The 22616-nt window shown below is 38.7% G+C and carries 21 protein-coding genes and 1 tRNA gene; 16 read left to right on the forward strand and 6 right to left on the reverse strand.

Annotation, left to right across the window (positions count from 1 at the left end):
* Positions 1-2: 2 nt before the first annotated feature.
* The 4 genes from spoVAC to spoVIF all read left to right on the forward strand — a co-directional run bounded on the left by spoVAC (position 3) and on the right by spoVIF (position 2237).
* The gene (gene spoVAC, locus BGM26_RS00625) at positions 3-479 is read left to right on the forward strand and encodes a stage V sporulation protein AC (RefSeq protein ID WP_217037801.1); all 477 of its coding nucleotides are present in this window, start codon (positions 3-5) and stop codon (positions 477-479) included.
* Complete coding sequence (gene spoVAD / locus BGM26_RS00630) at positions 479-1495, forward strand: stage V sporulation protein AD (RefSeq protein WP_217037802.1); 1017 nt, start codon at positions 479-481, stop codon at positions 1493-1495. Before spoVAC ends, spoVAD begins: the two co-directional genes overlap by 1 nt.
* A 34-nt stretch (positions 1496-1529) precedes the next feature.
* The gene (gene spoVAE / locus BGM26_RS00635) at positions 1530-1886 is read left to right on the forward strand and encodes a stage V sporulation protein AE (protein WP_217037803.1); all 357 of its coding nucleotides are present in this window, start codon (positions 1530-1532) and stop codon (positions 1884-1886) included.
* Positions 1887-1979: 93 nt separating this feature from the next.
* A complete protein-coding gene (gene spoVIF / locus BGM26_RS00640; protein WP_217037804.1) occupies positions 1980-2237 on the forward strand; it encodes a sporulation-specific transcription regulator SpoVIF in 258 nt (85 codons plus the stop codon).
* A gap of 101 nt (positions 2238-2338) precedes the next feature.
* On the opposite strand, the gene BGM26_RS00645 is transcribed toward spoVIF, so the two are convergent.
* Complete coding sequence (locus tag BGM26_RS00645; RefSeq protein WP_217040577.1) at positions 2339-4654, reverse strand: UvrD-helicase domain-containing protein; 2316 nt, start codon at positions 4652-4654, stop codon at positions 2339-2341.
* Between the two features lie 366 nt (positions 4655-5020).
* On the opposite strand from BGM26_RS00645, the gene BGM26_RS00650 reads away from it, so the two are divergent.
* Positions 5021-5299 (forward strand): hypothetical protein, encoded by a 279-nt coding sequence (locus BGM26_RS00650; protein WP_217037805.1) that lies wholly within the window; start codon positions 5021-5023, stop codon positions 5297-5299.
* Between the two features lie 126 nt (positions 5300-5425).
* On the opposite strand, the gene BGM26_RS00655 is transcribed toward BGM26_RS00650, so the two are convergent.
* From BGM26_RS00655 to BGM26_RS00665, 3 genes are all read right to left on the reverse strand, one after another.
* Positions 5426-5848, reverse strand: coding sequence for a GNAT family N-acetyltransferase (locus BGM26_RS00655; RefSeq protein WP_217037806.1), 423 nt, complete (start codon positions 5846-5848; stop codon positions 5426-5428).
* A gap of 7 nt (positions 5849-5855) precedes the next feature.
* Positions 5856-6368 carry a YjcG family protein gene (locus BGM26_RS00660; RefSeq protein WP_217037807.1) on the reverse strand — a complete coding sequence of 171 codons (513 nt, stop codon included), beginning with the start codon at positions 6366-6368 and terminating at the stop codon, positions 5856-5858.
* Between the two features lie 421 nt (positions 6369-6789).
* Positions 6790-7515, reverse strand: coding sequence for an alpha/beta hydrolase (locus BGM26_RS00665; RefSeq protein WP_217037808.1), 726 nt, complete (start codon positions 7513-7515; stop codon positions 6790-6792).
* Between the two features lie 305 nt (positions 7516-7820).
* On the opposite strand from BGM26_RS00665, the gene BGM26_RS00670 reads away from it, so the two are divergent.
* The 5 genes from BGM26_RS00670 to BGM26_RS00690 all read left to right on the forward strand — a co-directional run bounded on the left by BGM26_RS00670 (position 7821) and on the right by BGM26_RS00690 (position 11072).
* Positions 7821-8549 carry an amino acid ABC transporter ATP-binding protein gene (locus BGM26_RS00670; protein ID WP_217037809.1) on the forward strand — a complete coding sequence of 243 codons (729 nt, stop codon included), beginning with the start codon at positions 7821-7823 and terminating at the stop codon, positions 8547-8549.
* An 18-nt stretch (positions 8550-8567) separates the two neighbouring features.
* The gene (locus BGM26_RS00675; protein ID WP_217037810.1) at positions 8568-9407 is read left to right on the forward strand and encodes a transporter substrate-binding domain-containing protein; all 840 of its coding nucleotides are present in this window, start codon (positions 8568-8570) and stop codon (positions 9405-9407) included.
* Positions 9408-9480: 73 nt separating this feature from the next.
* A complete protein-coding gene (locus BGM26_RS00680) occupies positions 9481-10134 on the forward strand; it encodes an amino acid ABC transporter permease (RefSeq protein WP_217037811.1) in 654 nt (217 codons plus the stop codon).
* An 11-nt stretch (positions 10135-10145) separates the two neighbouring features.
* On the forward strand, positions 10146-10796 hold the full coding sequence (locus BGM26_RS00685) for an amino acid ABC transporter permease (RefSeq protein WP_217037812.1): 651 nt from the start codon (positions 10146-10148) through the stop codon (positions 10794-10796).
* 204 nt (positions 10797-11000) lie between these two features.
* Positions 11001-11072: transfer RNA gene (locus tag BGM26_RS00690), tRNA-Val, on the forward strand.
* Positions 11073-11685: 613 nt separating this feature from the next.
* Here BGM26_RS00690 and BGM26_RS00695 read toward each other — a convergent pair.
* Positions 11686-13599, reverse strand: coding sequence for a PhoX family protein (locus tag BGM26_RS00695; protein ID WP_217037813.1), 1914 nt, complete (start codon positions 13597-13599; stop codon positions 11686-11688).
* 487 nt (positions 13600-14086) lie between these two features.
* On the opposite strand from BGM26_RS00695, the gene BGM26_RS00700 reads away from it, so the two are divergent.
* Positions 14087-14749: a nitroreductase family protein gene (locus BGM26_RS00700; RefSeq protein WP_217037814.1), complete on the forward strand. Its 663-nt coding sequence runs from the start codon at positions 14087-14089 to the stop codon at positions 14747-14749.
* A gap of 224 nt (positions 14750-14973) precedes the next feature.
* On the opposite strand, the gene BGM26_RS00705 is transcribed toward BGM26_RS00700, so the two are convergent.
* Positions 14974-16365, reverse strand: a complete 1392-nt coding sequence (locus BGM26_RS00705; RefSeq protein WP_217040578.1) for a sigma-54 interaction domain-containing protein — start codon at positions 16363-16365, stop codon at positions 14974-14976.
* 290 nt (positions 16366-16655) lie between these two features.
* Between BGM26_RS00705 and BGM26_RS00710 the strand changes: the two genes are divergently transcribed.
* From BGM26_RS00710 to BGM26_RS00730, 5 genes are all read left to right on the forward strand, one after another.
* Complete coding sequence (locus BGM26_RS00710) at positions 16656-18002, forward strand: aminotransferase family protein (RefSeq protein ID WP_217037815.1); 1347 nt, start codon at positions 16656-16658, stop codon at positions 18000-18002.
* A gap of 37 nt (positions 18003-18039) precedes the next feature.
* Complete coding sequence (locus BGM26_RS00715; protein ID WP_217037816.1) at positions 18040-19461, forward strand: aldehyde dehydrogenase family protein; 1422 nt, start codon at positions 18040-18042, stop codon at positions 19459-19461.
* An 86-nt stretch (positions 19462-19547) separates the two neighbouring features.
* Positions 19548-19703 carry a hypothetical protein gene (locus BGM26_RS00720; RefSeq protein ID WP_217037817.1) on the forward strand — a complete coding sequence of 52 codons (156 nt, stop codon included), beginning with the start codon at positions 19548-19550 and terminating at the stop codon, positions 19701-19703.
* A 124-nt stretch (positions 19704-19827) separates the two neighbouring features.
* Positions 19828-21321 (forward strand): aldehyde dehydrogenase family protein, encoded by a 1494-nt coding sequence (locus tag BGM26_RS00725; protein WP_217037818.1) that lies wholly within the window; start codon positions 19828-19830, stop codon positions 21319-21321.
* A 118-nt stretch (positions 21322-21439) separates the two neighbouring features.
* Positions 21440-22603 carry a saccharopine dehydrogenase family protein gene (locus tag BGM26_RS00730; RefSeq protein ID WP_217037819.1) on the forward strand — a complete coding sequence of 388 codons (1164 nt, stop codon included), beginning with the start codon at positions 21440-21442 and terminating at the stop codon, positions 22601-22603.
* The last annotated feature ends 13 nt before the right edge of the window (positions 22604-22616 follow it).

The following is a 22616-nucleotide window of genomic DNA, read 5'->3' on the forward strand; positions in this document are numbered from 1 at the left end:
AGATGGGGAAGAAACAGAAGAAATTGACACCCGAGCAACAAAAATATCAGCAGCTTGAAAAGAAGCATGAACGAAAGCGTCCAGTTGGAATGAATTGCTTAAGGGCATTCGTTGTTGGAGGCTTAATATGTACAGTTGGACAGGCAATCACTTATTTTTACATTTACTGTTTCAACTTTACTGAACAAACAGCTGGAAATCCAACAGTTGCAACGATGGTTTTTATTTCCATGCTACTTACTGGATTCGGAATCTATGACCATATCGGACAATTCGGGGGTGCTGGAAGCGCCGTCCCTGTAACCGGCTTTGGGAATGCAGTTATTTCAGCAGCAATTGAACATCGAACAGAAGGATTTGTTCTTGGTGTAGGTGGAAATATGTTTAAATTGGCAGGTTCCGTTATTTTATTCGGTGTTTTCTCGGCTTTCGTCGTTGCTTTAATCAAAACAATTTTAGTTCTTTGGGGGGTTTTGTAGTGCTGAAAGGGAATCAATCCTGGGTATTCCAAAATCGTCCTGCCATCGCTGCAACCGGTGTTTCGGGCGGTCCTTTTGAAGCAAATGGAAAATTGGCAGCTGATTTTGATATCCTTCATGATGATTTATGGATGGGGCAAGAGTCTTATGAAAAAGCGCATCGAATTCTGCTTGAGGAAGCTTACCAAGCCGCCCTTGATAAAGGAAAGCTTTTAAAGGAAGATATTCAGTTTTTTATTGCCGGAGATTTAATTAATCAGATTACGCCAACCAGCTTGACTGCAAGAACGAATCAAATCCCTTACTTCGGTATTTTTGGGGCTTGCTCGACCTCGATGGAAGGACTTGCTCTAGCTTCTTTTATCATCAATTACCAAGGTGCAAAACATGTGCTAACAGGTGCATCAAGTCATAATGCTGCCGTTGAAAGGCAGTTCAGATATCCAACTGAATATGGCGGTCAGAAGCCGCCGACTGCACAATGGACAGTAACGGGGGCTGGGGTTGCCCTAGTTACAGCGAATCAAGGAGATCAAACATTGCCGGTAACGACTTCAGCAACAATCGGGAAAGTAATAGATATGGGTTTAACAGATCCATTAAATATGGGCGGGGCAATGGCTCCAGCGGCAGCGGACACAATTATCGCTCACTTTAGGGATATGCAAATGGATCCATCTGAATATGATCTGATCGTGACAGGTGATTTAGGAAGAATCGGACAGAATACAACTTATGAGTTATTAATAAATGCTGGTTTGAAAATGGACAGGGAAAAGTTTCAGGATTGCGGCTTATTGATTTATCAGGAAGATCAGCCTGTCCATTCAGGAGCAAGTGGTGCAGGATGTTCAGCAACCGTACTCTACGGTCATTTGTTAAATCAAATGAGACAAGGTGTTTATAAAAAAATTCTTGCTGTTGCCACGGGCGCTCTTTTATCACCGCTAACCTTTCAGCAGAATGAAACCATTCCTTGTATTGCTCACGCTGTTTCAATCGAAATGGATGAATAAGGTTTTTTTTCATGAATAATGGAGGGAAATATACATGATACCAATGTTTTTTTGGGCTTTTGTCGTAGGAGGTTTCATTTGTGTCATTGGTCAATTATTATTTGATGTTGCCAAATTAACTCCGGGGCATACGTTAAGCCTGCTTGTTGTGATTGGTGCAGTGCTTCAGGGTTTTGGGCTATATGAAAAACTGATCGACTTTGCTGGAGCGGGTGCGACCATACCAATTACAAGTTTTGGGAATGCCCTTGTCCACGGTGCCATGAATGAAGCAGAAAGGCATGGCCTCGTTGGCGTTTTGACTGGTATGTTTGAAGTAACGAGCTCTGGAATTTCGGCGGCGATCATTTTTGGTTTTATTGGTGCACTTATCTTTAAGCCAAAAGGGTGATTATTGTTGGTGTAAGCCTCTAATCTTTACGCACAATTTCCGCCCTTCTTCATACTATATAAAGTAGTTTAAGAAGGAGCGTGACGTTAGACCATGGATAATAATTTTTTTAAAAACATTGAAAAGAAAACTGGCGTCAATATGAAGGATGTATTTGAATTGGCGGCTTCCTTGCAAAATGCGAACTTTAAAGACGAACAAACCGTAAGGAGCGTCATTAAAAGGGTATCAGAAATCGCAAATAAACCAGTCTCAAAAGAAACAGAAGATAAAATTATTCAATCGATCGTTACAGATGGCAAACAGCTTGATTTCACTACACTTTCCAAGATGATTAATAATAAAAATTAATAAGAAAGGACCTGGGGGAACAAAGCCAGGTCCTATTTCTTGATTATATATGCATGGGAGTGTGAATTGGCAAATATATTCGATTTTCCCAACTGCTGAATTTAACTTTTCTCTCCGAATTCGCCATTTTTCTTTATTGGCGAGAGAAATCTTGACGGATAGGCTTTTTTGCCGCGTCTTTTTTCTGGAACCGAGATGTATAAATGCTTCATTGCTCTTGTAATGGCGACATACAAAAGTCTGCGCTCCTCTTCAATAGGGGCAAAATCACCATTTCGATAGGCTTCGAGCGCATGATCGTGAGGCAGGCTGCCATCTACTGCACCGACAATATAGACGGCCTTATATTCCAATCCTTTAGCACGATGGATCGTGCTAAGTGTAATTGCATTTACATTTTTTTTACTGAATTGCTTCATCTCTTTGTTCATGGCTTTCATATGTTCAGCATGGTCCAAAAACTCCTGGATGGATGTGAAGTTTTTTGCCGCCACTTTCAAATCCTTAAGATCATCAGAGCCTTTTTCCAGTTTATTGCCTTCATTGCCTCGTTTTTTTATGAAATCCTGATAGCCAAGTTCCTTTTCGATCGTCTCAATGGCTGCCAGCGGAGACATTTTTGCTAATGAACGGGTGACGGGAATGACCTTTTTTAATTTACTTTCCTGAAAAGAAAAGCCTGTTTTTATATACTTTAAGCATTCAAGAAGGGAGCAGTCTTTTAAAATACTCTCAGCCATTAAATCTTTTAAGACAGATTGCTTTACAAACAAAGCGGGGAGAATATTTCTAATCGCTCCCTGATCCTCTTCATTTAAAGATAATTGTAAAAATGACAGCATACTTTTTACAATAAACCGCTCGTAAAAGGATTCAGCATCCTGGTCAATTTTAAAAGGAAGGCTCGAATTGGCAAGTCGCTCGAACACGGCCCTGCTGCCTGTATGAGTTCGGAACAGAATCGCAAAATCCCTCGGTTCATAACCCTCAGATATTTTCTCCTGAATATCGGTTACAATCGAAGTGGCTTCCTCTTCCTCATCATATGGATAAAATAAGACGGGTGCATTTTCGCTTGTAAATTGCGCGTGCATTTTTTTTGTGCGTCTCTGTTTATTTTGGACAATTATCTGATTGGCTGTTGCAACAATTTCGTGTGCAGACCGATAATTTCGATTTAGAATGACGACTTCTGCGCCTGGAAAATCTTTTTCAAACATAAGCAGGTATTGAGGGTCACTCCCTCGAAATGCATAGATAGATTGATCGTCATCCCCGACTGCACAAACATTTTTTGTTTTGGCAGACAGCATTTTTATTAGTTCATACTGAACCTTATTAATATCTTGAAATTCGTCTATTAAAAAGTGTTGAAAGCGATTTTGATAGACTTCGAGGATTGAAGGCTCGTTCTGAAAAAAAGTATAGCAACCTGTCAACATATCATCGAAGTCAAATAACCCATCATTTTCTTTGGCTTGTTCATAATGCATATACAAATTCGCCACACGTTCCTCCCATGCTGATTCCGGTTTTACTCTTGAAGGGGGAACAAGGGAATTCTTCCAGAACCCAATCTGCTGAAGCGCAAGATCGTAGGCAAATTCTTTTTCGTCTAAATGTAAATCACGGCCAGCTTGTTTAACGATTTGCTCCCGCTGCCAACCTTGGCTTAACAATTTATTTGAATTCCATTTCTCTGGAGAATGAAAGGTTAATATTCGGTAAAAAAGACTATGAAAAGTCCCTGACACAATTTGCTGGATTTTTCCGCGTTCCATATTTGGATACGTGGTGAGCCTCTCTTTCATTTCAGCAGCCGCTTTCGCTGTAAATGTAACGAGCATAATGGATTTCGGATCGATCTCTTTTTCATGAATCATGAAAGCCGTTCGTGTCGTTAATACTCTTGTTTTTCCGCTGCCGGCACCGGCGAGTACGAGAAGCGGGCCATCTGTACGGGAAACAGCATCAGCTTGCGCTTGATCAAGATTCACACCGGATTTTACCAATGTGTGTAAATAGTTGAAAGGATAATGTATTTCATTTTGACTTACTGGAATGTATGGAGGAATGTTCTTCACTGACTGTGCCTTTTTAAAAATGATTACAGGCTCTTTAACCGCAGTGATGGAGCGAGATTTGGGGATTCTGAACCCATTGTGTTCCTCATAAACCGCTGTCTCTACTGGTATAGAAAAAGGACCGTTGCTGGTGGTATCCTTACATGTTTGATTAGGATTCAGAATATGATAAAAGTGCGGTTCTTTATTGATTCCTAAGTATAAACGAACGGTTTCGCCACATTCCGGACATTGCAATCTTCCTTTTTTTCCATCCTCGTAAAGGGACTGAAATCGCTCCCTGTTTACTTTTTCAATATGAATCATTTTATTTTCCAGCATAGCTGTTCTCATCATTGATTCCTCATCTTTGTCCAAATTGATTAATCCCCTAAACGTTTTAATAGAAGAAGGGGCGATGTAATTTTGGCGGATCTTCAATCGTATATAACGTTGCCGCCTTCTTCTGCATTTTAAGTTAGACAAAGTCTATCATATCAAAACCTGGGAAAATACGAAAGAAAATATCAAAAGGTACATAAAGCATAAAATCATAACGTATGTCTATATTAATGAACATTAGGAAAACCAGTAAAAGTAACGCCAAATTGCCTCTAATCTCACTTCTTGCCCTGAGAAGATCAAAACCATTCCAGTTTCCGTTAGCTAAGAATTAAACTTGTGAAAATCAACTCTTATCTAAATAGGAGGGCGTTAACGATGGGCTATATCGCACCAATTACAAATTACCAATATAATCAGTACGCGGAGAGGGAAATTGGCAATGTGTATGATCCTTATCGGTTTGTGCCTGTAAGTAGGATTAAACCGTCAATAAACCCGCCGAAAGAGGAGCAGCCTAACCTACTGCTTAATTTAGGCCGACCAATTAACTCAAAAAAAGGAATTAACCGAGATAATAGAAATAATAGGAATCAAATCGAAAAGCTATACAGTGAAATAACGGGCAAAGGCTGCAATTACAATGAGTGTATTTAATATAGGAAGGGAGGGGTAGCAGAGCGAAATAGCTTACTGGACTCCTTTCTTTTTTTACTTAGAAATGAATTCCTTCTTTAACGCACATAAAAAAACTTCTGCCATTGTGACAGAAGTTTTTTAAAATCAAATTGTTTTTCTCATTGTCCGATGTGGAATGCCGGCATCTAAAAACTCTTCAGAAATGATTTCATAGCCTAATCTGCTGTAAAACGGGATCGCCTGTGTTTGTGCATTTAGTTTCACCAATGAAAATCCTTCGTTTTTAGCATATTCTTCAATTTTCTTCATAATTATTTTTCCGGCTCCGGTTTTGCGATGCTCTTTTAGCACACAGATTCTTTCTACCTTCCCAGTGCCATCAACCGTGCGGAATCTGCCTGCTCCTACTGGGGTATCCTTATCATAAAGGACAAAATGAACAGCATGATCATCGTGCTGGTCGATTTCCTCTTCCTCTGGAACATGCTGCTCCTGAACGAATACTGTTGTGCGGATCGAAAAAGCATCTTTCAATTCTTGTTCATTTGAAACGATTTTTACTTCCATTTATGCACTATTCCCTTCCAAGACGAAATGTTTCGTAAACTGTCCAAGATCCATTATCAAGCTGATAAACAAGGTGGAATCGATCTACTATTTCCTCATTGTCGAAACGATTCATTCGTAAGGAGCCATATACATCTGAATGCTCATCATCGGAAAGCTTTTGACCCACTGTAATATGCGGGACAAATGCATACTCTGGTTTTTCCGAAACAATGACTCGATTTAATTCTTGGTGCAGCTCATTAAGTTCATTTGATTCTTCTACTTTTAAATAAATAACGTTATTGACTGGCTTGAATGAGCTGATTTTTGTCGTTTTAATTGAAAAAGGCTGATATTTGTTTGCAATCTCATCCAACGTTACGGTTAATTGCTCAATCTGATCTTCAGCTAAGTAAAATGCTTCCTTTAAAGTAAGATGTGGAGGAACTAAAGAATAATTTGGATCATACCTTTTTCGATAAGAGTTAGCGAGGTCCTGTAAATTTTTCGATGGGAAAATAACAATACCTAATTTCATAAAATACCCTCCATTTTTCATATTTTGTTTTATTTCGCATTGCATATAAAAATTGGCTGTTTTCGCATATATTTTTGTTTTAGCCTACAAAGGTTACCCGTTGATTTCCGCTGCGGACACTTGCTTCCGCGGGGAGGGACGGGAGCCTCCTCGGCGTTAACTGCCTGTGGGGTCTCCCGCTTCCCTCTATTCCCGCAGGAGTCAAGTGCCCTCCGCTCCAATCAACTCAGATTTATTTATAAAATCACAATAATAAAGCAACAAAGTTTATGGGAACAGCCTAAAAATTAGAAAAATGACAATAAAATTTTCTATATTAAACCATTATAACAAATTATCTTAATTTTTAATATAATAATCAAGGAATAAACAGTAACTATAAATGTGAACTTTTTTGCGTAAATATGGGCTCAAGAAAGAATTAAGAAAACATTTGTTTTAGAGCTCTTTTTAGGTCAGGTTGCCAGTATGTCCAAGTATGGTCTCCATCGAACTCTTCATAAAAGCATGGAAAACCTTTTTCCGAAAACAGCTTCGATAATTCCCGGTTAGGCGTTAGAAAATCTTTCTGTATGCCATCAGTTGTTTGAACCTCAGTTTCCTTTTTGCCTATGACATGATAAACGCTTAGAAGATGTGGCTGTTCCATCTCGTTAACAGCTTCCAATACTTCCTTATTAACATAAGGGGATTGTAGCAGGACTTTACCAAATGTATGAGGATATTGGACTGCCGCCATTAATGAGACTGTGGCAGCGAGTGAATCACCCATTAGTGCTCTCCCCATCCCCATTTGATAGGTTGGAAACTCTGAATCTAAAAATGGGACAAGCTCATGGGCAAGGAAGCGGATATAAGCATGATGCTGTTCCCCATCTGGATGATACTTCCTTCTTCGATCCTCCACATTTTTATATGGAATTCCTACAATAATAATATTTTCTATCTCCCTATTTTTTAAAAGCTCATCCGTCGTTCGGCCAATTCTTCCGAGCTGAAAATAGTCTTTCCCATCCTGAACGATGACGACTGAATATTTATATAAAGTCGAAAAATTAGCAGGCAAGAAAACAAGAAGCTCCACATCCTCTCCCAACTCTTTACTTGTGAATGTTAAATCTTTTATTGTTCCTTTAGGAATATCCATAGTTGATTCCTCCGTATGTTGATATGTAAGGCTTTTCATGACATTTTAACATAAATAGATAAAAACTAAAAAGTGAAAGGGATAAATACTTGAAAGTAAATAAAACAAAGCTAAAAAGGTTTAGTATCATTAAAATATTAAAAATTTTTCCAAAATAATGTTTACTATTTTGGGAATGAATTGTAATATGGTTTAAGAACATGTCAAATGATTGTTTTCTGAAAAGGTAGTTTATCAGATAAGTAAATAACCTTATTGACAGGTCAAAGTACATATTAAAAAAGGATACGTAATGGAGGAATGGCATGATTCGATTTGCATCTGTTAACAAGTATTATGGAGACTTTCATGTACTTAAAGATATTAACCTTGAAATAAATAAAGGTGAAGTAGTCGTTGTAATCGGGCCCTCTGGTTCAGGGAAAAGTACAATGCTTCGCTGTATTAATCGGCTGGAAACAATTACGGATGGAGAATTAATTGTTAATAGCGTAAAAGTAAATGACAAAAAAACGAATATGAATCAATTAAGGCGGAATATTGGAATGGTATTTCAACATTTTCACTTATACCCGCATAAAACGGTTCTTGAAAACATTACGATCGCTCCAACTATGGTATTAAAACAATCCAAAGAAGAAGCAGAGAAAATAGCAAGGTATTATCTCGAAAAAGTCGGAATACCTGATAAGGCAAACTCCTATCCATCTCAATTATCAGGAGGGCAGCAACAAAGGGTTGCAATTGCAAGGGGACTTGCCATGAAGCCTGAAATAATGCTGTTTGATGAGCCTACATCTGCGTTAGACCCTGAAATGGTTGGGGAAGTGTTAGATGTAATGAAAGCGCTCGCAAAAGAAGGGATGACCATGGTCGTCGTAACTCATGAAATGGGTTTTGCAAAAGAAGTAGCTGACCGAATTATTTTCATGGACCAAGGGCAAATTGTTGAGCAGGGAATACCGGCTGAATTTTACGCGAATCCAAAGGAAGAACGAGCTCGCGTGTTTCTTAGCCGTATATTAAATCATTAAAAACTAAGGGGGATTTTTATGTTTAAAGGTAAAAAGAGAAAACTTGCAGGGGCTCTTCTTCTAACTGCATCAATGCTTCTTGCTGCATGCGGAAGCAAAGAAAAAGATGCTGGGTCAGGAGCAGGAACAGAACCGGCAGGCTCAGGTGCCAAAAATGCTTTAGAGCAAATTAAAGAAAATGACAAAATTACTTTCGGTGTAAAGCATGATACGAGATTATTTGGGCTTAAGAACCCGAGCACAGGTGAAGTAGAAGGCTTTGATATTGATATTTCGAAAGAGTTGGCAAAAGAAATTCTTGGCGACGAAAGCAAAGCTGAATTTAAAGAGGTTACTTCCAAAACACGTATTCCAATGTTAAACAATGGCGATATTGATGCAATTGTTGCAACAATGACGATTTCAGAAGAGCGCAAAAAAGAAGTTGATTTCTCAGACGTCTATTTTCTTGCTGGCCAATCACTACTTGTCAAAAAAGGAAGCGCAGTAAAAGGACTTGAAGATTTGGTTAAGGGTACAAAAGTTCTTGCTGTAAAAGGATCAACATCAGCTATTAACATTCGCGAAAAGGCTCCTGAAACAACCGTTTTAGAATATGAAAACTATGCTGAAGCATTTACTGCATTGAAGGCAGGTCAGGGAGATGCTTTAACAACAGATGACTCTATTCTTTATGGGATGGCTGACCAAGATGAAAGCTTTGAATTAGTCGGTGGAACTTTTACTGACGAGCCATACGGAATTGCTGCTAAAAAAGGAAATACAGAATTAGTTGACGCTATTAATGATGCTTTAAAGAAAATGAAGGATAGCGGAAAATACGATGAAATTCACGATAAGTGGATTAAAAAACATTAATTCGAAATAAGTCAGGGTGGGCGTATTAATGCTCATCCTGACTACCTTCTTAAGAAAAGGAGGGAAGATCAATTTGATTGATTTTTCTATACTTATAAATAATATTGATACATATTTGGAAGGTTTTAAGAACACGCTGTTTTCGAGTATTTATGCACTTATTGGAAGTTTTATTCTTGGGATTATTGTAGCGGTTATGAGAATTGCGCCAATTAAACCGCTAAATTGGGTTGGGACTGCATTCGTTGAATTTATCAGGAATATCCCACTTCTTATTATCGCGTTTTTCTTTTATGTCGGTCTTCCAGCAGTCGGTGTAACTTTTTCTGGATTCGTTGCAGGTACGATCGCCCTTGCCATTTATACGGCTGCTTTTATTGCAGAGGCGATTCGAGCGGGGATACAGTCTGTACCAAAAGGACAGATGGAAGCAGCAAGGTCATCTGGTCTTACTTATTTGCAAGCAATGACCACGATTATTTTGCCCCAAGCGATAAAAATCGTCATCCCTCCGATTGGAAACCAGTTTATTAATCTTGTGAAAAACTCATCTATTTTGGGAATGATCGCTGGTTTGGATTTAATGTACTTCGGCGATCTTGTTTCAGCCCATACATTCGTAACGTTTGATGTGTATATTTTTGTAGCAATTTTTTATCTCGTTCTAACTGTCCCGTTAAGTCTGGGTGTTGGCTATCTTGAAAAACGTTTGGCTAGAAGTCATTAAGGAGGGGAATTATGGATTTTGCAGGAGCTCTCTCAGTCGATCATTTAAAATTCCTCGCTGATGGCTTTATGATGACACTGTATATTGCATTTATATCTATTGTATTGAGCTTTATCATTGGGATTATTTTAGGAACATTAAGATATGCAAAAATTCCAGTCTTTTCAAAAGTCGTGGCAGTGTACGTGGAAACCATTAGAAATACGCCGCTTTTGCTCATCATTTTCTTTACCTTTTTCGCCCTTCCGGAAATAGGGATTAAACTTGATAAACCAGTGGCAGCCATAACGGCACTGACGATCTTCACGTCAGCGATGTTGTCGGAAATTGTAAGAGGTGGCTTAAGTTCAATTGATAAAGGACAAATGGAAGCAGCAAGGTCATCAGGTTTATCCTATATACAAGCGTTATCTAGGATCATTATGCCGCAAGCCCTACGGAGAATGGTGCCTCCGATCGTAAGTCAGTTTATCTCTCTATTGAAAGACACCTCATTATGCGTGGTTATTGCTCTGCCAGAATTAATGCATAACGCTCAGATCGTTTACGCTCAAAATATTAATTTTATTATTCCAATCTTCATTCTGGTCGCATGCATGTATTTTATCGTCAACTATGGCCTGTCGTTAATTGCCCGCAGGCTTGAGAGTAGACAAGCATAAAAGGATGAGTTTTTACGAAAAAACCGATTTTCTTTTTTGATGAAGAGAATCGGTTTTTTTGTGTTTGAATTTATTTTTTAGCAAGGGATGAATTAGTGTTGACATTTTCCCGGGATTGTATATAATTATAAATGTATCTTATATAAGGTTCGGTAAAATTTTCAAATTTTGCTAGGCTATTAAAAATTGAAAAGTTTCCATTAAGACTTGTTAGCTCAGTGGGAGAGCACTTCCTTGACAGGGAAGGGGTCGGGGGTTCAAGTCCCTCACAGGTCATCGTGAAATTCCTAATACTATGTGTTAGGAATTTTTTTTGGTTAAATGTTTTTGTGCCTTTTTCTTGAATTTCATTTCATAGACCGAGTTCTCGTTTAGGCTTCGTGAATTCCATATGAGTACCATTTTTTCTCTTTCTATCAGATTTTGTGCCCCATGAATGTATCATGAGTACCGTTTTTTCTCTTTCTAATAGATTTCGGTCCTCATGAGCGTATCATGAGTACCGTTTTCTCTCTTTCTATTAGATTTCGGGCCTCATGAGCGTCTTATGAGTAGCATTTTCTCTCTTTCTATCAGATTTTGTGCCTCATGAACGTCTTATGAGTAGCATTTTCTCTCTTTCATACCGATTTAGGGCTTCGTGAGCGTCTCATATGAACATGTTTCTCTCATTTTCCTTTTTGCGATTCCGAGAATCTTTAATTTAAGGATATAAAAACAGCTTGGAGAGAATATCTTTCCAAGCTGTTTTTTATGTGAATTTTTCTTCTATTAATTCTTGAGCGAAAATCTTATGAATAAACCTGTTATTTGATTAGCGTTTTCCTTTTTTGCATAGTTGGAAAACTCGTTGCCATTAAAGCTCTTCTTTTTCAAATGTTTATCAGACTTATTTTTTAGAAGGATGAGTTGTATTTGTGAAAGAGGGAAGGCCCGTAATATAGCCGACATCTCCCGATTTGTTCACACCGATTTCCTTATCGATCGTTTCTATTAACTTTGCTTTGTCAACAGCTGTGATGCTTTTTCCTTCTAGTTCATCTCCAGGATGCTGATAGTTACTCATAATGTAGGAAAATCCGTTGCGGTCATCTGCTGCCATTAGTCCTGTAGCTTCTGCTCCTGCTGGGACGGAAAGAATGCGCGCAAGTTTCTTAGACTTTGTATCATAAGCCCAAACATAGTTGTTTGTATGCATGCCACTATCTTCGCCAATAAAGAGGGTTTGCATCGCATCAGAATAGGATAGGTTGTCTGGGTTTGCCACTTTCTCAGGATGTGCGGTATTCCCATACTCGTCAGCTTTCGCCATATCTTCGCCAACAATTATTCCTTTCATTGAAGCTGCTACATAGGTACTGTTAATCTTATTGCCACTTTGATCGTTTTGGTCAGCTTGCAAATCCAGTTCATACGTAACGCCAGATTTAATTTTTGGCAGGCGGATATCATCCTGCGGATCACTAGGATTCACTTCCATTCCTTTGCTTTGATCAGAAATGGCCATATAAGCCTTTTTATCTGCAGTATTAAGCGCAAGACCTTCCATTTTATTAAACTCGCTTGTTGCCCCTAGTGTTGCTGCATAGCGGCGGGTTTCCAGGAAGGCTGCTGCTTTTTCCATGCCGGGTTTCACTTTTAAATATTCTACATTTTGTTTGTTGGCGTATGTTTTGATTGCTGTAAACCCTGCTTTTGGTGTTGTTGATGTTTCGAATATATCGCTGAATGTAATACCGCCAGCAATATATTTTTCTATTTCTTTATCTGTCGCATGACCAAGTTTAATCCAAGAAAGATCTCCAGAGCCGCCATTTTCTGTTCCAGTTTGATTGAATTTAGCCGCATATAATGTTCCGCTTGATAGATCCTCCGCTTTATCAGCTATATACATAAACATCATCGTATAAGAGCCATCATCCCCGAAGTAGGCTGTTTTACTGTCAGGCATCATTTTCATTAACTCTTTTGAGAAGCGTCCAGTGCTGAAATGTTTCACAGCTTTTGCTTTGCCGTTTGGATGAACGATCACTTCAGGAACGAATCCATACCAATATGGATTTGCCATTTTTGCTCCTTCTTCTCCAAAATAATAGTTTGCGAATGATTTTACATTAGTAGAATCCTTGTCTGTTCCTTGTTCCAGTTCAAAGATACGTGCATCTGGTTCATATTCTTCTGATCCGAGGTGAGTGTTCCATGGAGAGAGTGAACCATTGCATGGAATCCAAAGGCCATTTGTTCCGGAAAAATCAATTTTTTCAACACCGGCAACTGTAAGCTTACCTGTTTTTTTATCCTGCTGTAATGTTGATAACGTCATCGATGCTGGCACTCTTCCATAAGCGCTTGAACCGGAATGGTCCACCGTTTGATATTCATAATGTGAAACTAAATGAAGCTTGCCACTTGCCCCATTAAGAGGTTCTAATAGGCTGTTGGAATCTGGCGCATCTGAAATAAATGGAACTGGATCGTTTGGAACACTGTTGTCCATGATTGGATTGCCGTTTGCATCAATTGGCGTACCAGCCGGAATTTGTTTTCCATTCTTCCCAAATGTATCTATTGATTTAAAAAGTTTTTCGTATCGGAGTGGGAATGATTTCGTCGTTCCATCACTATACTTTACGTCAATTGTTGCATTAGAATATGCTTTGGACATTTCCTCAATTGTTTTCGGTGCATCCATGCCATTAAATGCAACTGATTTCACAACAGCTTGTTTCGGTGCGGCCTGGATTGCAGCTGCTGAAGGAAAAAGCAGCGAAGCAGCTAGCGTTAAAGCAAGATGTTTTTTCATTCGATTCCAGCCTCCATTTAGTATGATATGTACAACTCAATCATAATCAGTGAAAATGAAGAGGCTATTAATTTTATGTTAACAGATTGTTAGGATTGGCTATCAATCTTGTAAATTTGTCTCCATGAAGGGTGCCAGATCCCGAAATTTCTTGAATGTATGAAAACTGAAGTTATTCCTACCAAAAATGAATTTAGAGAAAAAGATTGTGAAGGTTTTTACTTAAGTGATTAATGCAGTTAATCCAATAAGATGTAATAAAATAAAAGGATATTATCAGAGGGGATTGGTTAAAATTCCCTCAGTATTATTTTTGACAATTCGTTTCAATTTGAGTAACGTAACTTGGTAAGATGCGAACAATAGTGGAGGAACGATCTTTTATCAAATTTCTCATAATAGGGTTAAAAAACCCTTGCTATATAAGAATTTCCCTTAAAATGTTCGTAGTAAGGATGAGTAAACAATATTACTAGGAGGAGTTATTATGTCAAATTCACAAACTATTCAAATGCTCGAACAGCAAATGTTCATCGATGTTATTCGGGATCGTTGCTCTGTTCGTACATATGATCCAACAGTGCGGATTTCACGCGAAGAAATGACCGAAATACTGGAGTTATCAACGTTGGCTCCTTCGTCTTCGAATCTTCAGCCATGGCGCTTTCTAGTCATCGATAAGCCGGAGTTGAAGCAAAAGCTTCTTCCAATCGCGTTTAACCAACAGCAGGTAGTTGAGGCTTCTGCCGTTATTGCTGTGCTTGGCGACGTGGAAAGCTATAAGAAAGCAGAAAAAATTTATGGGCAGGCAGTTGAAGCAGGCTTTATGCCAGCGGAAACGGCTAAATCATTCATCGAGCGTACGGTCGGAATGTACTCAAACTTGCCGCCTGAAGTGGCTCGCCAAATCGTATATACGGATGGAGGCCTTATCTCGATGCAGCTTATGCTTGTCGCCCGATCCAAAGGTTACGACACTGTTCCAATGGGAGGGTATGATAAAGCGAAGTTCATTGAAGCATTCGGAATCTCTGAACAGTATGTGCCGGTTATGCTCATTGCTATCGGGAAAGCAACGAAACCGGGACATCCGACTAAGCGTCTTCCTATTGAGGATGTAGCGTTCTTTAATGAAATGCCATCGGAATAAGCAAGATATAATCACCACAAGGGTGCGATAATCTTAATCCCTTACTTTATTTGTATCAAAACGGTTTTAACCGTATTCTCTATTCAAGTAAAGGGGCTTTTCTTGAATAGAGAATGAGTATCTTTTAATTTGGCTAAATCAGTAGATGGAGACATTATTACTTATAAAGAATTATTCAATGTAAAATAATAAGAACGGTTATCTTTATTGTAATAAATATCCCTTTATAGATCAAAATAATCCTTATATTTCTTTAACTTGTAAATGACAGACGGTTGACTGATTCCCAGGTATTCTGCCATTTCATATGTCGTTTTGCATCGTTGGAATGCTTTTGCAATAAGTTGTTTTTCAACATCTTCCAATGTTTTTTTTAGATCTAGTTTTCCTTCAAACTCCTCTTCAATCATGATCAGGTCATGAGGATCTTTCTTCTGTTCAAAATTTCCTCGTATTGAGTAGGGAATATGTGAAGGATAAATCGTCGGTGCATCTGTCGTAAGGATTAATCGTTCGATTAAATTTTCAAGTTCACGAATATTTCCAGGCCAATTATATTGCATTAATAATTCATAGGTAGACATGTGAACCTTTTTAAGTGTCTTATATTTCTCATTAACTTTCTCAACATAATGTTGAATGAGGATAGGGATATCTTCTTTACGATCGGATAATGGTGGAATATGTATAGGTACTACGTTCAAACGATAGAATAAGTCTAATCTGAATGTCCCTTTTTTTACCATATCATCTAAATTTTGATTTGTCGCTGTAATTAATCGAAAATTAATTTGACGCTCCTTATTTCCGCCAATTCTCAACATCTTTTTTTCCTGAAGCACTTTCAGTAATTTGGCTTGTAAAGCGAGTGGCAATTCTCCAATCTCATCTAAGAATAATGTTCCACTGTCCGCTTGTTCAATCAATCCTTGTTTTCCTTTTTTGTTTGCCCCGGTAAAGGCGCCCGTTTCATAGCCGAACATTTCTGATTCAAATAGATTTTCAGGAATTGTGCTGCAATTTACCTCGATAAAGGGTTCTTTACTTCGGTCGCTCTGATTATGGATTGCCCGAGCGAGCGTACTTTTTCCTACTCCCGATGGACCTAATAATAGAATCGTAGCGTTCGTTTTCGCGACACTATTAATTGTTTTTAAAATTTGCTGCATCGTATTGCTTCTAGCCAAAATAGATTGAACGCCAAACTCCTTTTCCCTAAGGTCCTCAACCTCTGTTTGATAACCCTTTATTTTTCGTTGTAAATGCTCATACTGCTCTTTCAGTTTCCATATCTCTGTTTGGTCTTGACTATAACTGATTACCCTAACTAATTGCCCCTCTTTATTGAAAATAGGGTATCCAGTTGACATAACAACATGTCCCGTTTTCGTATGTTGCATAATGCGAACTGGCTTTTTTTCTTTTAATACGATGGCATTAATAGAGGGGGAGAGAAGACCTTCTTTTTCTAGTTCGTATACAGACTGGCCAATATACGCGTCGGGTTTCATCCCATAAATCGACCAATGACCAGGGTGGGAACGTTGAATAATTCCGTTTTCATCAGTAATGGTAATATTGTTGTTCGACGTCTCAATTATTTTATTCAATTCCATTTCAAATATTGAATCATTCAAAATTTACTCCTCCTTTAAATCATCAAAGACTATGCTAAGTTAATGTATTTTTTAGAATAATAAATAAATTCAATTTAAATTTTAATCAAATATAGCAAAATAATCAATAATTAAATCAAATTTCTGCATTTTGATTTAAAAATAAATCAAAAGGTCAAAGAGTTCTCTAATTTTTCTATCATTTCCTTGAAGGAAAGGTTGGCACAGATATTGCATTAATCTTAGATATAAAAAATTAATAAATTTTATTAAAGGAAAGGGTGTTCATTATGACGAATAGAGTAGATATCATTCAAGAATTAACCGATTTAGATAAAAAGCATTTCTTTCATCCAACCTCACCTATTAAACAGCAACAAGAACAAGGACCAGCCTTTATTTTTACAGAAGGAAAAGGGATTTACCTTTATGATATGGCTGGAAATAAAATGATTGATGGCATGTCTTCCTTATGGAATGTGAATGTCGGGCATGGTCGCGAAGAGATAGGAAAAGCTGCAATGGAGCAAATGTCAAAACTAGCTTATAGCTCATGCTTTGCTACATTCAGTAACGAGCCAGCTATTCGATTAGCGGCTAAGCTCGCTCAAGTTGCTCCAGGGGATTTAAGTGCAACCTTCTTTACTTCTGGCGGTTCTGAAGCAAATGATACGGCCTATAAACTGGCGCGTCATTATTGGATTTTAAAAGGGAAGCCAAATCGAAAAAAGATCATATCCAGATCGCAATCCTACCATGGAGTTGCGATGGGATCAACAAGTGCTACTGGATTGAAGGCTTTTAGAGATTTTACTAACTCTTTGGCTCCTGATTTTCTATATGTAGATCATTTTTCTACTAAATCTTTGCGTGAAGCGATTGAGGCAGAAGGGCCAGATACGATTGCTGCCTTTATTGCGGAACCAGTTCAAGGTGCAGGAGGGGTTCATGTAGCACCAGAAAATTATTTTCAGGAAGTACGACGAATATGTGATGAGTATGGGATTTTATTTATCACCGATGAAGTCATTACTGGATTTGGGCGTACGGGAAAATATTTTGGCATAGAGCACTACGGTGTCGCACCTGACATGATGTGCTTTGCTAAAGGGGTCTCAAGCGGCTATGCTCAGCTTGGAGGGGTAATGATTTCGAGCCGTATATATGAAGAATTTGCGGAACTTTCCAATGGTACGCTTTTGCATGGATACACATACAGCGGCCATCCGACGGCATGTGCAGTTGCATTGAAAAACCTGGAGATTATTGAACAGGAAAACTTAATTGAAAACGCTGAGTTAATGGGGCAGGAATTGCTTAAAGGGTTCCAATGGCTTCAGGAAGAAAGAAAGATCATTGGCAAGGTAAAGGGACTTGGTTTAATGGCAGGTATTGAGTTTGTAAAGGATCAAAACACGAAATCGAGTTTTTCAGCACCTGTTTCCCCTGCAGTTGTGACAGAGGCGGCAAAACGAGGACTTATTTGTCGATCAGTTGTTTTAGATGGTCAAGATATTCTAGTATTTTCACCACCATTAACGATAAGCAAAGAAGAGATTGCGAAAATAATTGAGATTCTAAACGATTCAATCAAGGCAATCGAAGTAAATGTTTCTGAAAGTTTCGCGGCTAAATAAGGATAGAATAATGATAATAATATAGGAGTGAAGGATTATGAAGAAGAAATTATTTATTAATGGAAAATGGATGGAAGCAAAAAACTACACTCCTTTACGCTCTCCCTATAGTGGGGACGTCATTGCGGAGATCCCGTTAGCGACGGTTGAAGAAGTAGACATGGCGTTGGCTGCCGCTTATGATGCTAGAAAAACAATGGCTGCTATGCCAAGTCACCGGCGCGCAATGATTTTGGAAAATCTCGCGAACCTGTTAGAAAAAAGATTTGATGAAGCAGCTGAAATTATCGCCACTGAAGCGGCTAAACCGATTACGACAGCTCGGGGAGAAGTCGCTCGGACTATACAAACGTATAAATTTGCTGCAGAAGAGGCGAAGCGTATTAAAGGGGAAACGATACCGATGGATGCTGCGCCGGGCGGAGAGGGCCGGGTAGCGTATACTGTGCGTGAACCACTCGGAGTGATTGGTGCGATAACGCCATTTAACTTTCCGATGAATCTCGTTGCTCATAAAGTTGGACCAGCAATCGCATCGGGCAATACGGTTGTATTGAAACCTGCTACACAAACACCGCTATCTGCTTACTTCCTTGCTGAATTGGTTCAAGAAGCTGGGCTGCCAGATGGAGTACTTAATGTCATTACTGGAAGCGGCGCGTTAATTGGTGAGAAAATTGTTACAGATGATCGAGTTCAAAAAATTTCTTTCACAGGTAGCCCTGCAGTTGGAATTGGCATCCGAAATAAAGCTGGATTAAAGCGGGTTACACTTGAACTAGGTTCAAATGCTGCGGTTATCATTGACAATGGCGTAAATCTTGATAAATTAATTTCTCGTTGCGTGACAGGGGCGTTTGCTTTTCAAGGTCAAGTTTGTATTGCCTTACAGCGGGTTTACGTTCATGAAGAGCTCTATGAAAGTTTTGTAGATAAGTTCATTGCTGCAACGAAGCAATTGAAAATTGGTGATCCACTTGATCCATCAACAGAAGTTACAGCCTTAATTAGTCCAAACGATGTTCAACGTACGCTCGATTGGATTCAAGAAGCAGAACAAGGCGGAGCGAAAGTGGCATTAGGAGGAACGGCAGAGGGAAATATTTTACTGCCTACCATTCTATTAGAGGCAGACTCTTGTCTAAAGGTTTCTTGCCAGGAAGTGTTTGCTCCGATTGTGTTAATTAATAAAATTAAGTCAGTCGACGAAGCAATCGAGCTTGTAAATGATTCTAAATATGGCCTGCAAGCAGGCGTTTATACAGATAATGTTAACACTGCTTTCGATGCAGCAGACAAGCTCCATGTAGGTGGAGTGATGATTAATGATATTCCGACTTATCGTGCGGATCATATGCCATATGGCGGCGTTAAAGAAAGTGGGATTGGCAGAGAAGGCGTGAAATACGCGATTGAAGAAATGACTGAGCAAAAGCTTGTTGTTTTTAATCGGAATTAAATGAAGTATGTAAGGATAGCCAGAATTCCTAAAGTGGGGGATTCTGGTTTTTTGTTGTCGATCGAAATAAAGGGTTAACAATAGCGATGCCAAACTTTATAAGGGGAGGGATGAAGCTAAAGGTTCCACGAGTTTTATCAGATGTCCAGTTTTACATTGTTAATAATATACAGGGGGATACAAGATGCAAAACGGCATCGATCTCGATGCATGATGTCATTATTAATCTAGTGGATCGGTAAAACACTGTAAAACTGTACTTTTAAAGTTGGTATGCTTTTTGCATATATAAATATATGAGAGCATTTAACAGATAACTCAGGAAGGAGTTGTTTCAAAAATTTAATGATGTAATAGGGGGCAATTATGAAAATTGAGAATGTATTACTTAATGTAAATCAAATTCAAAAAATGTATATTGATGGAGACTGGCTATCTGGTGTTAGCGGTGAAACACGGGAAATTATTAATCCAGCGACTGAAGAGGTAATTGCTATTGTTGCAGAGGGGGATCCCGAAGATGTAAGGAAAGCTGTTGAAGCGGCTTATCGAGCATTTTATGAAGAGGGGTGGATGGAAAGTAAAGCAAGGGACAGGGCAGCACTTCTTTACAAACTTGCTAATCTATTAGAGGAAAGGGTGGAGGAATTCGCTTTAATTGAAACATTAAACAATGGTAAATCCATCCGCGATTCAAAATCTGATGTGGAAGATGCTGTCAACCAGCTACGCTATTATGCAGGCTTAGCTACAAAGCCACATGGGCAGGTTTTCGATGTTCCGGATGATGTGCAATCTATGGTTATTGCCGAACCGACAGGAGTTGTTGGTCAAATTGTACCTTGGAATTACCCGCTGCTAATGGCAACTCAAAAAGTTGCCCCAGCAATTGCAGCGGGCTGCACAGTAGTTATTAAACCAGCAGAACAGACTCCGCTGACACTTATTCGGCTATTTGAACTAATACATGAAATTGGATTTCCAAAAGGGGTTATTAATTTAGTTTTAGGAGCTGGTTCTGTTGTCGGGGCAGAATTAAGCAGACACCCATTAGTTGATAAAATTGCTTTCACTGGGGGAACTGCTACAGGGAAAATAATTATGAAGACGGCAGCAGATACAATTAAAAAGGTAAGTTTAGAATTAGGTGGAAAATCCCCGCTCATTGTTTTTGAAGATGCAGATTTTGATGTAGCTGTTGATTACGCATCATTTGCTATTTTTGCTAACCAAGGACAAGTATGCTCGGCTGGCTCTAGGCTACTGTTGCAGGAAAGTATTTACGAGAATTTTGTACCTGAATTAGTTAAAAAAGCAAAAGCGATTAACATTGGGCCGGGAATAGAAGAGATCACGAATATGGGGCCTCTAATATCGAATGTACAATTAAACCGTGTTCTAGATTACATTGAAGTGGGGATAAAAGAAGGTGCCACATTATTATGCGGCGGAAATAAATTAAATCGAAAAGGATATTTCATTGAACCTACTATATTTACTGATACAACCCCTGAAATGAGGATTGTCCAAGAGGAAATTTTTGGTCCAGTCCTTGTCATACAAACATTTAAAACAGAAGAGGAAGCCATTCGATTGGCGAACGGGACAAATTATGGTCTAGCAGGGGGAGTTTTTACTACCGATTCCGCCCGAGCAATGAGAGTTATCCGTAAATTAAGAGCCGGAATCACTTGGGTTAACACCTATCACAATACATTTAATGAGGCTCCATGGGGTGGCTATAAGCAAAGCGGTATTGGAAGAGATTTAGGTACATACGGTTTCCAAGAATATTTGGAAATGAAACAAGTGAATATAAATCTCAATATTCAACCGAGTGGTTGGTTAAAAGGCTCATAAGAAAATTTCGTAGTTTTGGAAGGGAGTCTTAGGAGAAGCAAGCAAATTATAGCAATAATTATCTGAGTATTCCAAATTAATTTACTATTCCTTAAAACTATAATAGGGGGAACAAAACATGAATAAAGTGGTTGTTTTAGGTGCAACTGGTACGATTGGAAAAGTTATTGTCAAGGATTTAGTGGAAAGTAATGTAGATGTGATTGCCGCGGATTTAGAGCTTCATAAATTAGAAGAATTAAAGAAATGGACGAATAATCGAATTACAATTATTCCGTTAAATATCAAGGACGAAGAGAAAACAAAAGATGTTCTACGTCAAGGAAAAGTATGTGTCAATGCGACTAATTATGTTTTTAATATTGATGTTATGAAAGCGGCGGCTGCTGTTGGAGTGAGTGTGCTGGATCTAGGCGGGCTTTTCACACGAACGAAAGAACAGTTAAAGCTTGATAACGAAATGAAAGCGGCCGATATATTATCGATTGTTGGAATGGGATCTGATCCTGGAACGTCCAATGTGTTTTGCCGTTATGGTGTAGAAATGTTAGATTCAGCTGAAGAAATTCATATTCGTTATGGATCAACAACGTCAGGAGCGACATTTGCCTTTGCAATCGATACGATTATCGATGAAGCCGTGAAAAATGCGCAAGCCGTAAAGGATGGAAATTTGGTTGAAATTCCCCCGCTTGCAGATGAGGAATTTACTGCCTTTCATGAAGATATAGGAGTTCAAAAAACTTACTCTATCATTCACTCAGAACTAGCAACCTTACCAACCAGCTTTCCTAGCGTGAAAAATATAACTTATAAGGATACTTGGGATCCTGACACAATTGAAAAAATCAAAATATTAGACTCCTTAGGTCTTCTACAAACAGAACCCGTGGAGATTGTTGGAAATAGTGTAGTGCCTAGACGCCAAACTGTTTCATTGATGCAAACAGTCCTATCTGCAAAAGAAAAACCACAATGGGGGAAAGATGCATTATTAGTCGAGGTTAAAGGAATAAAGGATGGCAATAAAGCTTCCGTCAGATTAGAGTTAGTAACCGATTGCCAAGACGACTGGGGTGTTAGCGCTACCCAATATGCAACAGCTATCCCTGCTTCGATTGTTGCCCAAATGCTGCTCAATGGTGAGGTAACCGAAAAAGGCGTTAAACCAGCTGAACAGTGCATTGATCCCGAGAAGTTCTTATCTTATTTAAAACAGAAAAATGTTGAGTTGTATATTACGTACAGTGAAACGAAGAAGAATAGTTTAGTTTTTGCGTAATCAAATTAATGTT

Origin of the sequence: Bacillus sp. FJAT-29790 (assembly GCF_019039215.1) — a bacterium.
In the GTDB taxonomy this organism is placed as follows: domain Bacteria; phylum Bacillota; class Bacilli; order Bacillales; family Cytobacillaceae; genus Cytobacillus.